7 protein-coding genes are annotated in these 13,416 nt (G+C 25.8%); 2 read left to right on the top strand and 5 right to left on the bottom strand.

What is annotated here, in order from left to right; translation table 11 throughout:
* Nucleotides 1–48: 48 nt before the first annotated feature.
* Nucleotides 49–1,071, top strand: a complete 1,023-nt coding sequence (locus tag ARA19_RS07030) for a tyrosine-protein phosphatase (protein WP_147574372.1) — start codon at nt 49–51, stop codon at nt 1,069–1,071.
* Between the two features lie 46 nt (nt 1,072–1,117).
* Here the strand turns inward: ARA19_RS07030 and ARA19_RS07025 are convergent, their stop codons facing one another.
* The 4 genes from ARA19_RS07025 to ARA19_RS07010 form a co-directional block, all read right to left on the bottom strand.
* Nucleotides 1,118–2,419: a DedA family protein gene (locus ARA19_RS07025; protein WP_055070259.1), complete on the bottom strand. Its 1,302-nt coding sequence runs from the start codon at nt 2,417–2,419 to the stop codon at nt 1,118–1,120.
* A gap of 370 nt (nt 2,420–2,789) precedes the next feature.
* A complete protein-coding gene (locus tag ARA19_RS07020; RefSeq protein WP_055070258.1) occupies nt 2,790–3,074 on the bottom strand; it encodes a hypothetical protein in 285 nt (94 codons plus the stop codon).
* 70 nt (nt 3,075–3,144) lie between these two features.
* On the bottom strand, nt 3,145–4,038 hold the full coding sequence (locus tag ARA19_RS07015) for an SPL family radical SAM protein (RefSeq protein WP_055070257.1): 894 nt from the start codon (nt 4,036–4,038) through the stop codon (nt 3,145–3,147).
* Between the two features lie 641 nt (nt 4,039–4,679).
* Complete coding sequence (locus tag ARA19_RS07010) at nt 4,680–5,876, bottom strand: NADH:flavin oxidoreductase (protein ID WP_055070256.1); 1,197 nt, start codon at nt 5,874–5,876, stop codon at nt 4,680–4,682.
* A 259-nt stretch (nt 5,877–6,135) separates the two neighbouring features.
* Between ARA19_RS07010 and ARA19_RS07005 the strand changes: the two genes are divergently transcribed.
* Nucleotides 6,136–6,678 carry a TetR/AcrR family transcriptional regulator gene (locus ARA19_RS07005; protein ID WP_055070255.1) on the top strand — a complete coding sequence of 181 codons (543 nt, stop codon included), beginning with the start codon at nt 6,136–6,138 and terminating at the stop codon, nt 6,676–6,678.
* A gap of 169 nt (nt 6,679–6,847) precedes the next feature.
* Here ARA19_RS07005 and ARA19_RS07000 read toward each other — a convergent pair whose 3' ends face one another.
* Entirely contained in the window at nt 6,848–13,285 is a 6,438-nt protein-coding gene (locus ARA19_RS07000) for a hypothetical protein (RefSeq protein ID WP_055070254.1), read from the bottom strand.
* Between the last annotated feature and the right edge of the window lie 131 nt (nt 13,286–13,416).

Raw genomic sequence — 13,416 nt, 5'->3', positions numbered from 1 at the left:
ACAACACTTATTAATACAACTAAAGAAAATATAAAGGTAGGGATTTGTATGAATAAAAAATTTAAAAATTTAACATTGAAAAGATTAGAAAATAACACTTTAATATTAACTTTTGATAATAATTTAGATAATACAAATTTATCTGTTTATTATGATATAAGTCCAGATTTTAAAAATAAAAAAATACTCCTTCAAACAAAATCTAATAACATAGAATTTAAAGATCCAAATGAGGAACTTCGTAATTTTTATCTTCTTGAAGCAAATGGTTTTGAAAATGCCATAATAGCAGAAAGGTGTTTACCATTAGAGGGACCATGCAATTTTAGAGATTTAGGTGGTTTTGAGACAAGCTTTGGAAAAAAAGTTAAATGGAATAAATTTTATCGTTCTGATAGTCTTTCAACTCTGACTAATAAGGATTTAAAATATCTAGAAGCTCTTAATTTCAAAAAAATTTTAGATTTTCGTTCTGAGCAAGAAGCTGAATACGAAAAAGATAAGCCTATAAAAAATGTTGAATATATAAATATTTCTGCTATGCCTATGAATGATAATTTTAATGGTAATTTAGATATGGCCTATCTTTTAAAAAATTCATCATCTTTCCTTTCTAATAATAGCGACTCAATAAACTTTTTAGAGGATTCCTATAAAGATATGGTTTTTGAAAATAAAGCCTTTAAAGCACTTTTAGAAATTCTTAAAGAAGATGATATAAGACCTTTTGTCTATCATTGCAAATCTGGTAAAGATAGAACTGGTATCGGTTCAGCCTTAATACTACTCCTTTTAGGTGTTCCAATGGATAAGGTTAAAGAAGATTATCTAGCTAGTAATATTTATAGAAAAAATTATAATGATTCTACTCTAGAAAAATATAAAGCATACTTAGATACAGAAGATAAAATAACTATCTTTAAAATTATAATGGAAGTTAAGGAAGAATATTTTAACGCAGCCTTTAATAAAATATTTTCAAAATATGAAACTATAGAAGATTATTTTCTACATGAATTTAATTTAAATAAAGAAGACATAAATAGCCTAAGAGAAAAATATCTTTATTAAACAAAAAAATTATGGGGTTACTCCTAAATCCCCATAATTTTTTTGTTTATATTTTATTTTTACCTATTTTTTGTAATACTCTAAATACCTCTAATAAAATTATATTAAGACTTAGCCATGCACCACCTAATATATAACCTAATATAATTTCTGTTGGATTAACTTGTCTTATTACTATTTCCCCTAATCCTGCTGAAATAAATATAATTAATAAAATTAATACAATTATATTTTTTGATCTATGTTTTTCCATATGCCTTGTAAGCACAAAACCTATAAAACCATAAACAATAACAGTCATTAGCACTTGTTCATTTGGTACAATATAAACAATATGTCTAACTATAGAATTTTGAACAACACCAAACTTATTAAATATAAAATTTAAAAAGTCAGCATAAATTTTTCCTCCTAAGACTGTTAAAATTAATAATTTTAATTCTATAAGATTATCTTTATCTTCCTTTATAACATAAATAATCATTAATATTGTCACTGCTAAAATTATTTTATCACTTGCTAAAGTGTTTATACGACCAAAAATATTTATCCAATCCCCTGTAAATATATGTTGTATTAAATATGTTGTCACTATATCAAATCTTTCTAGATAATTAGATATAAGACTTTGTGTTAAAGCAACAAAAGCTCCTATAAATATTATAAAAAATGTAGCTGATATTAAAACTATAAATTTTACCTTTTCTAATGATTTAAAAACTCTTATGTAAGATTTCATAATTCTACCTATTAGGTCCATTATTTGTTCTCTATAATACTTTATAGCATAGGCTATTATTATTAAAATTCCTATTACAACACATCCAATTATTAAATACTTACTAATACTTTTCGTTAACTTTCCCCAGTCTCCACCTAAAGTTTTTCCAATTATCATAAATGTAGTTGGCCATATTATAGCTCCTAAATAAGCATTAATAGCAAATTTTTTGAAATCCATATTAAGTACTCCAGAAACATATCCTGTTATATGTCTTACCCCTGGAATAAAATAAGCAACTATTAATAATTTATTTCCATACTTGTCCATCATTTTAGTCATTTTTTCTATTTTATCTGGTCCCATATGAAATTTTGCGCCATACCTATGAAAGAAGCCTTCACCTAATTTTTTCCCTACAAAATAAGCTATAGTTATTCCTGATATAATACCAGCAGCAGCAAATAAGATGCATATAATAAGATTTAACTTTCCTTGAAGAACTAAAAATCCACAATAAGTCATTAATATTTCTCCTGGAAGAGGTAATCCTAAAAGTTCTAATAACAATGCTAAGTATAATACTATATACCCATATTGATTAAATAATTCAGTTATAAAATTCATTTTACACCCCTCTACACTTTGGTTCCTTAATACTTTATCTTTCGACTAGAAATTACAATGTTCTTTAAATTTAATATAACTTAAGCTTAATATTAAACTAATTTTATCTCTAAATATATTAGCAATTTATAGCATAATTTTTTCTAGTCCCGTATAATTACATATATTATATATCAGTAGTCTTATAAATTCCAATTAAAATTATTTAATGAAAAATATAAAAACTTTACATCCCAAATCACACCCTTGTTTACCATTATTTTATATTTAATTGCTAAAGTTAACTATTTGAATAAAAGTACTTTAACTAAAAAGTTCAGCCCTAAATAGGCTGAACCACTTCTACTTACCAAATTATAGAATTGTATTATTATTTATTATCTTCATTTATTGCAATTTGAGTTTTCTTAACTACTTTTTGAAGCATAGGACTTAATTTTTTATTATTTTCATCAATTAATACTTTAACTCTCTTTTCTAGTTCAACTTTTTCTTCCTCTGATCCAAATTTTGATTCTAACATTTTTTCATCCAAACCTACTACACCATAATAAGACCTTAAAGCTTCTTTCTTTTTTCTTGTTGATAACTGCTTATCCTTATCTGGTCCAAAAATTTTTGAAAATAACTTATTTATATTATTACTCTTTCCCACTTAAAACACCTCTTAGTATAGTTGTTACAAGTAGTTTTTCCTATGCATTTAACTTCTATACTAAAGAAATTTAAAATAAGGATAATTGTTCTTCAGTATAATTTTTTCTATAACTTCTTACTATATCTTCCATTTTATATAAAATATTATTTTTTTCACATTCCTCAGTAAACACACTCCATAAGCTTTCCCAATTAGGTGATGGACATTCATAACTTTCTCCATAAGTATTTATATATTTATGAACTAAATCATCTTTAGGGAATAATTTTTTTAATTTATTAAAGAAATGCTCTCTTTGATTTCCTCTTAAAGTTACACCAATTCCAAAAGAAAAAATAAATTTAGCACCTGCCTTAGCTCCTTCTTTAACTAAATTTCTAATATTCTCTTCAGTATCATTTATAAAAGGTAATATAGGCATCATTAAAATTCCAGTATAAATTCCATTATCTCTAAGTTTTTTTACAGCTTTAAACCTTTCACTACTAGTGCTTACATTGGGTTCAATTAATTTTCCTAATTTATCGTCAAATGTTGTTATAGTAACCTTTACTATAACAGGTGAATGTTCTTGAATTTTTTTTAGAATATCTATATCTCTAGTTATTAGGGAACTCTTAGTATCTATAGCAACACCAAAACCATATTTATTTATGAGCTTTAATGCCTCTCTAGTATACTCATATTTTTTCTCTAAAGGATTATAAGGATCACTCATAGCTCCAGTTCCTATAATTCCTTTTTTTCTTTTGGATTTTAAATCCCTTTCTAAAATTTCTAATACATTTTCTTTAGCTCTAACTTTATCAAAATCTATAATATTATAACAACTACTTCTTGAATCGCAATATATACATCCATGTGGACATCCTTTATATATATTCATCCCATAATTTGCATCAAACCATAGGTCATTCTCTCTATAGGAAGATATAAGCTTCTTCGCCTCTATTTTTTCCATCATTTTCTCCATTCTTATGTTGCAGCTTAATTTAAAACATATTTATTTAACTTATTATTTTATCCATTTCCTTGAAATTAAACTTCATTTAAGTTACACTATTCTTAATTATAACTTAAATTTAATCTAACTAATCTACTAATTAGTGCCTGTAATACTCCAATCTCATATAAAATTCAGACAACAGATGCATTCCCCTAAATAATGCCCACTAAGATTCAAATAGAATGAAAATTTTATCTAAATTAAATGACAGTTTCTATAATAACATATTAATATTTATTTTAAATAACTAAATATTTATATTCCTTATTTACAAAATAAAAATTTATAGGGAGGATTCTATGAAGTCTTTAATATTTTTTCTTTTTCTAATATTATTAATGTTAGTAATCAGTGGAGTTGGATTTTATTTATTATTTTTAATTATAAAAGCCTTAAAAATTTACATTAAAAATAATTCTTAATGCAAAAGAGAATGTATCAAATTACAGATACATCCTCTCTGCCTTTTATCTAGCTATATAGGTTCATCATTTGTGACCACTCACCTACGTAAAGAAGCTCTAAGCATTCAAGTGAAGTCAAAACTCCATCTGAATTAAGTCTACGTTTATAAAAGTAATATAATGAACTTATTATTATTTTGGTAATTTTCCATAATAGCACTTCAAAGGACGTTCTTCAATCCCAATAATACAGTAATTGCAATCTATACATCTAGATACTTCTTGCTTACCTTCTTTAAACTTATTTACTATATTAGGTTCAATTATAAAAGGTTTTGACATTGCAACAATATCACTTTTATTATTCTCTATAATTTCTTTTATTTCATCTAACCTTCTTATTCCTCCAACTACAATAATTGGAATATTTACTTCCTTTTTAATTTTCTCTGCACTAGGTACATTAAATAATTTATACGGTTTAGGACTTTCAAATTGCATCTTAACAAAAGGTTTAGCTATTTTTCTAAAGCTCTTAGGTATTTTTTTAATTCTATGATTATCATGTGCCATCATCTCAAATGGAAAATTACCTCTAAGTGTCCAAAAACCATCTTCTTCAATGCCACAAGATACATCAATAGCATCACATTTAGCTTCTTCAAGATATTTTGATATTTTTATAGCTTCTTCTATATTCATTCCATCCTTTGCCTTTTCATAGGCATTTATTTTAGCAATAATTGTGTAATCCTCTACTCTTTCTCTTGCTCTCAATAAAATTTCCTTTACAATCCTAAATCTATTTTCTGTACTTCCACCCCATTTATCCTTACGCTTATTCATATGTGGAGATAAAAATGATGATAATAAATAACCATGTGCTGCATGTAATTCTACACCATCAAATCCTGCCTTTTTAGCTCTTTCTATACCTAATACAAAATTATCTATTATTTCATAAATCTCATCCTCTGTTAATTCATGCGGTCTATCTTCATTATATAACTTATCTTTGATTGGAGATGGTGCAACTGTTGGATAGCCAGTGATTTTTGATCTTGTCTGTCTTCCGCAATGTGCAATTTGCATTATTATAGGTGTATCATAACTATGAACTCTATCAACTAACTTTTTAAAAGAATCTATCTTTTCATCACTATCAATCATAGGCATATATTTAGATGGAGCATTACCATTTGGCATAATTCCCACAAATCCTGTAATAATTGCTCCAGCTCCTCCCTTTGCAAGTTGTTCAAACTTTTTAATTAAATCTTCATTTGGTTCTCCCTTTTCAGTACACATTCCTTCATGAGTTGCTGATCTAATAATGCTATTTTTAAAGGTAATTTTACCAATTTTAACTTCTTCAAATACTTTATTCATTTTATTACTTCCTTCCCTCTTTCAATTATCTATAATATTTCAATTTTCTATAAGCTAAAATTAAACAAGCACAAATTCTTACATAATGCCAATTAAACATTAAGCTTAAGTCAAAACTCCAACTGAATTAAGTCTACATTTATCTGCGTTTATAATAAAATCTAATTGACATCTGTCCAACTTATGTTATGATAATATCATTAGCCTTGACAACTGTCAATGCTATAACAATAACTTATACATAAAGGAGTTTTTGTCAATGTATACAGGGAATAATAAAATCGCATTACAATCTCAAGAGATGATTACACAAGCATTTATACAACTTTTAGAGGAAAAACCATTTAATAAAATAAGCATTAGTGAGCTTTGTAATAAAGCAATGGTATCAAGACAAACATTTTATAGTCTATTTGATTCTAAGGAAAATATTTTATGTTATGAATATCAAAAATATTGTTTAAATCTTTCTGCTTATTTTGATGATGAAAATAACATTACAATCCCTAAATTAGTTCATATATTTATTCAATATATTTCACAACATAATGATTTTTTCAGCATATTAATAAATAATAATCTAACCGAAATTTTAAGCAACGGTCTAAAAAAAGCTCTTTTAAGTTGTGATAAATTATTTCTTAATAATGAAAACTTAAAAAATGAATATGCAATTGCTTTTGTTTCTGGTGCTTTAGTAGAAATAACAAGTAAATATATAAAAGATGGAGAAACTGCTGATTTAAACAAAATTGAAGAATTATTAATTTCATTATTTGAAGGTAAATACTTCTCTCTTTAAACTTATATATTAACTACACTTATGAATATAACTAAAAAGCTGACTTCTATTAACTATAGAAATCAGCTTTTTAGTGAAATTAAATAAACTTCTAACTTTATTTATTAATATAAAGCAGAGGATGTCTCTATAATTTTGATACATCCTCTTATGTTTATTTATTCATATATTAGAACCATGAATTTATCCATTGAATTATATTATTAAATACATGATTTATTTTACTTGTAATACTATTTTCACTATTTTTTTCCATGCTAGTATTATTAACTTCATTACTACTACTATTTATTTTTTTAGCTGAGCCATCTTTTGAATTTTTATTCACATTGCTTTCATTCTTCTCATTATTTTTATTTACTATAGAAGTATTACTAGTATCTTTCTTCTCTTGCTGTGAATTATTTTCTACTTTTACTTTATCTAATTTCTTTTCTATTACCGCTTTCTTTGTGATACCATTTATATCACTTGTATTATTTTCTTTCTCTACCTTTTTTACAGTTTTAGTAACGCCAACTTCCTTTACATTAGTTTTCTCTAAACTATGGTTACTCTTTATCCCCTCTGTATTTTTAACTGGCGCATTTAAACTTAATCCATTAGTTTCAATATATAAAGTTGTTGGTTTCTTTATTTCATAATTATTTTCAACACCTTTTTCAGTTATTAAATTATCTACAGATATTTTACTTGATGTTTTATAATCAATAACTATCTTATCACCTATATTAAAACTTGTTCCATTAAATGCCTTATATAATTCTGTTTCTGGTTTTTCTCCACCTGTTAAAGTTATACTTTTTATTACTTTTCCAGAAGCTGTTTCCAATGATATATTAAATGCCTCTCCTCTTAAATATGGATTAATTTCTCCCCATCCTTTTGAAAAATACATTTTTTTAGTTATATTATTAAAACTTATTGACCCTATATTTTGACTCCAAACATTACTTAAATTTATATTACTAAGAGTTAATGGGGTAGCCCCTACTATCATATTGTACTTATTCATTAAGTTTAACATTCCCTTAGCTGTTGCGCTTTGATTTGGATCTGTAACTGAATTTAATACCTTAGTTATAGAATTTACAAAATTTGAGTAATCTCTTTCTGTTCCCTTTACTAAGATTTCATTCTTTATCTGTAATAAAGTATCAAACATAGGCATTGGATAATCTTTAAATGTACTTATTATCTCATTAGCAAGATTTATATAATCCTGTACTGGTGTGTTAGGATTAGATTTCATCATAGCAATTTTTTCAAGCCATGCCCCTAAATTTAATGGTTGTATTTTTATAGCTTCATTTATTGCATTCATTTTATCTTTAGATGATATATCAAAACTTGCTAACCATAAATATTCATTAGATTCCTTTAATGCAGGTGTATCAGCATTTTCATATAATAAATTATAAGTTGTTCTATTTATAGTAGTTGCTATTCCATTTGACCATCCACTAATATCTCCACCTGCACAGTTTGCCCATCCAAATACATTATTTCCCACTTCCCATTTATGTTCATTATTATAGAATACAAATGCACAATGTACTACTGGACCTCCCTGACTAGATGTCTGAGCAATTGCTTCTGCTGGTACTCCAAATACTTGACATGCTATTGTACCCATTTTAGATAAAGAACCACAAACTCCTCCATCATACCAAACAGTTGCTGTTGTTGGGTTTGGTCCATAAAATCCCGGTTTAAATACATTTGCACCTGTATGAGGATTTATTTCATTATAATGTATAGTATAAGCTATATTATTTAATCCATTATTACTTGAATTTACATAATCATTATGATTCTGCATTATTATCGCTCTAGTTTCTAATATTTGAGAATTAGTTACGTGAGTATCAACTACAGCCATTATATGTCTAACATCTAATGTTCTAAATATAGGAAGCATTCCACCTTCAGCATTTAAAGTCTCAAATATATTATATCTTTCAACTGGACTTCCTACATTACCACTACCTGGCCATGCATTTATAGGCTTTGCATTACTTATAGCTACTGCTACAGCTAACTTTAAGTTAAACCCTGATCTTGAATTAGTATACTTGTTCCATATATCAGACCAAATTTGAAGGCCATTTATATTTATTCCTGTTGGGTTGGTTCCTTGTAAGTAATATTGCATAGCAATTTTATTATTTAATAGCCAATTTACAAATTCCTTATTAGCTTCATTTTTATTAAAGAAATTTTCTAAGTTAGTTGCTCCAACTCTTCCTATGAATTCTCTTACAGTAATTTTATAATTTAACTCGCTATTAGTTAATATATTTATATTACTATTAGCATTTATTGCTGAGTTAATATTAGAGTTTAATGTACTAAGATAACTTGTTATTTCCTTTGAATTATTTATAGTTACTATTGGTTTTTTAGCAAGATCTATTGTAAGAATATTATCTGAATTTCCTTCTAATAAATAACTTGAATTACTTGGAGTATTTGATAATACTTTTATTGGGAATAACTGATTATTAATCTCTAATGCAAATGTATAATTTTCTCCAGTACTTAATTTGTCTAAAATTGATTCCGGTATTACACCTTGTACATTTGAATTATTATTATTTAATATACTTGTGTTAACTGAATCTATAATTTTATTATTTGAATTTAATATAACTAATTTCTTATTAGCATTTAATATACTTTCACTTTGTCCATCAGCTAAATTACTATCTATAACTAAATTATTTTTATTCCAATAAACACTACTTGTATATGCATTTTGTCCAAAATTAACTTTTACAAGTCCGTCTTTTGTTATTTTAAAATATTCTTCGTTCCCACTAATATTACTTAATACATTATTTCCATTTAAAACAACTGGTTTAGAAATTGAATTATTATAGCTTAAACCTATTATGTCACCATAGTTAAATGATTTGTTATTTAAAGCATTAGTTAACTCACTTGTAGAACCATTATTAATTGAAGAAGTTAGGATTTTTTTACCATTACTATTATATAAGTCTAAATCAAAATAATGAGATTTTCCATTTCCAAAACTATTATCATAATTATTTACAATGAACTTCATAGTTTCTGGATTAAATGTTATACTTGATACTAACTTCCCAGTATTACCCTTATTGTTATAGAAATTTATATAACTATTCATTAATTCTATATTTGATTCTATAGTAGGAGTAATAATTGTAGGAATATAGCCTTCTGATAAAACTACTATATCTGTATTACTTGTAAACCCACTTTCATCTCTTATAGGAATACTAAAATCACCATTTCTACTTGTTGTTCCTTTAAATGTATTACCATCTACAGAAATTTCTACAAGAGTATTAGGTTTTGCTTGTCCCTCTATTTTGGTAGATGTCACTTTAGTATTACTTAGAATATCTACTGGTTTTACATTAATAAATTTATCATTTAAATTCACTAATCCTTTATTTGTTATTTCAAAGTATTCTTTTGCTCCAGTAGTATTACCTACACTTTGTTTTCCATCATAAACATCAGCTTTTATGAAGTTTGGATTGTATGAAACTTCTATTATATCACCAGGAACATAAGATTTATTATTAATTGCTGAAACAAAGCTATCAATATCATTTAATTTATTTCCATCAAATGAATATATGCTTTTCCCTGTTTTAGAATTTATAAGTTTTATATTTAGTGAATTTCCATAAAACGCTCCTGTATATCCCATTGTTATTGGATATTTTACAGCTTCTAACTTATTGTCAACTGGATTAAACTTTATATTAAATACAGGAACACTTGTATTATTTAAAATTTCTATTCTATTAGAATTTATATTAATTTCTTTAGAATCATATTTAACTGTTAATATTTCAGTATTATTCCTATTAACAAAAACTCTAACTTCACTATTTATAGGTGCTTTTGTAATAGGTATTTCTAGTGAGAAATCTCCACTATTATTTGACTTAACAACTTTAGACATATTTCCATAGGATACAGTTACATTAGTATTAGGTAATGTTTTACCTGTTAAAGTTAAATTTTCAGAACCTGTATATAACACTTGAGAAGTAGTTAAATTCTTATTTTCAACTGGAACTAATCCATTAGGAGTTATTTTAAAACACTTAAATTTATTTGTACAATCAACTTTACTCTTTCCATTATCAAGTAATACTTCTCCTAGTGATAATTCATTTTCTTCTGGTTCATAAACTGCAATTATATCTCCATATTGAAAATGAGCACCATTTAAATTGTTTTGTGAAGTAAATGCATTAAAATCATTTGCACCACAACTTGCCAAAACTTGTCCTGTTTGCCCATTTATAAGTTGTGCAGCAAAATTTCTTCCAAAAATATTTTTACTTATAATAGACATATTAACAGGATTAAAACCTATATATTGCTCAAGATTTCCATAGGCATCATCATTATCACTATTAGATAGTGCTATATTAGAATTTAATATACCAAGTTTTGAATCAACTGTAGGATTAATACTTCTAGCGACTTCTCCTGATGCTTCTACTACTATATTAGTTGCTTCTGTAAATCCACTAGGATCTGATATGTTTACACTAAAAGTCCCCTTTTCATTACTTTTTGTAGTGAAAGTTTTTCCATCTACTATTACATTAATTACTTGATTAGGTTTTGCACTAATTCCTGAAATAACCCCTGAAGTCACTTTTCCATTTCCTAAAACTTCAAAAGGATTTACCTTAATTTCAGGTAATTTACATGGCACTAGTCCATCTTGTGTTATTGTCATTGTAGTTGAACTACTTACTAAATAATTACTTTGTCCATCATAATTACTTACTTTTACTTGTCCTTTTCCTAGAGAACTAACTTTAATAATATCACCATAACTAAATCCTAAATTATTAAAATCATCATATAAATTTTTTGTTTGATTACTATTATTAAAAGTTTTTGTTTTTATTAAAGAACCATTTTTTGAATATAATGATATTTTAAAAGCTTTTCCTGTACCATTTGCAAAATAATCTCTCATACTTCCACTTATATTTAACTTCATAGTTTCTGGGTTAAATGCAATAGTTGCGGCTTTATATAAACCACCATACCAATTACCTATTAAGCTTATATTATTTTTTACTATTCCATAAATATTAGGATTAACTTCTGGAGTAACATATTCTATTTGCTGTCCTGCAGCATAAACTGTAATAACTGTTGATGAAGTAACATTCTTTGGAGCACTAATATTTAAATTAAATTGCCCTTTATTATTTGATTTAGTTGAGTAAACTTTATTATCAACGTTTACGTAAACATCAGTGTTTACATTTGTAGTTCCACTTATGTTTATTTTATTAGAATTTAAAGTATAATATATTTTATTAACCTTTAATCCACTTTCTAATTCCTTTAATCCATTTTGAGTTAATTCTAATGATATAGATTTTCTTATAGAATATTCTTTTTCTCCATTAAAGTTTGAAATACTTATTTTACTTGATGTCTTATAATTTATCTGAAGTATATCTCCATAAGAAAAACTTTCATTATTAAAAGCTTTTTTTAAAGCTTCTTCAGGATATTCTCCACCTGTCATAGTAACGCTTTTTAATAATTCTCCATTACTACTATATAAATTTATAGAAAATGCTTCTCCACTTAAATATGGATTAATCTCTGTCCATCCTTCATTAAAACTAATCTTTTTAGTTACTGGATTAAATTTTAATGAACCAATATTTTGATTCCACACATTATTTAAAGTTATTATGTTATTCTCTATTTTATATATATTAGGATTTAAGATAGGATTAACTTCCTTAATTTCTTGTCCTTTTGCATAAACTTGTATTTCTGTTGATGCTGTAACTTCTTTACCTGTGTTTATATTTAAAGAAAATTTTCCATTACTATTAGATGTTGTATTATAAATTTTATTATCAATATTTACATATATATTTGTATTACTTGTAGTGGAACCACTCACCTCTACACTTGTTGAATTTAAGCTATAATAAACATTATTTAAAGTTATATTATTACCTAATTCCTTAAGTCCATTTTTAGTAATTTCCATTGTTATATTTTTATTTACTGCATAATTAGATTCATTATTAAAATTTGTTATATCTATTTTACTTGATGTCTTATAATCTATCTTTATTAAATCTCCATAAGAGTAATTTAAATTATTGAAAGCATTATTTAAAGCACTTTCTGGATATTCTCCTCCATTTACTTTTACAGTTTTTATTATAGCTCCATCACTATTGAATAATGTTATGGCAAAAACCTCTCCCTGTACATAAGGATTTCCTTCTGACCATCCTCCAGAGTATTGAATTTTTTGAGTCTCTGGATTAAATGATATAGTACCTAATGCTTGATTCCATACATTATTTATAACTATTTTATTATTTTCTAGTCCTTCTTTAGTAACACTACTTACATTTGATTTTTTAACTTCTACATTATTAGTAATGAATTTATTAATATCTTTCTTACTGCTTTTTTCACTGTTTGACCTAGCCAATAAAATTTTGTTGCTTCTACCTTCTCCTAAGTTACTTGGAATCATAGTCGACGACATTGAAGCAATTGTAGCTGTAGCTAAAATAAACGATATTTTTCTTTTGTTCATAAATGAAATTCCTCCTATAATATAAACATCTGTAAAATTTTACATTCAACAATATAATTAAAATCCACTTAAAGATAAGTCTAAATATATCTTTAAATTCCTTCTGAAATTAATTTAAATAGTAAAATAAT

This window comes from Clostridium massiliamazoniense, assembly GCF_001403635.1.
Classification (GTDB): domain Bacteria; phylum Bacillota; class Clostridia; order Clostridiales; family Clostridiaceae; genus Sarcina; species Sarcina massiliamazoniense.
Note: the sequence above shows the minus strand (reverse complement) of the source record. Positions and strands in the feature narration are given on the sequence as shown.

Coding starts and splice junctions, on each gene's coding strand:
- ARA19_RS07010 (WP_055070256.1), bottom strand. CDS start 5,876: ATGAATAAAGTATTTGAAGAAGTTAAAATTGGTAAAATTACCTTTAAA.
- ARA19_RS07015 (WP_055070257.1), bottom strand. CDS start 4,038: ATGGAAAAAATAGAGGCGAAGAAGCTTATATCTTCCTATAGAGAGAAT.
- ARA19_RS07000 (WP_055070254.1), bottom strand. CDS start 13,285: ATGAACAAAAGAAAAATATCGTTTATTTTAGCTACAGCTACAATTGCT.
- ARA19_RS07025 (WP_055070259.1), bottom strand. CDS start 2,419: ATGAATTTTATAACTGAATTATTTAATCAATATGGGTATATAGTATTA.
- ARA19_RS07005 (WP_055070255.1), top strand. CDS start 6,136: ATGTATACAGGGAATAATAAAATCGCATTACAATCTCAAGAGATGATT.
- ARA19_RS07030 (WP_147574372.1), top strand. CDS start 49: ATGAATAAAAAATTTAAAAATTTAACATTGAAAAGATTAGAAAATAAC.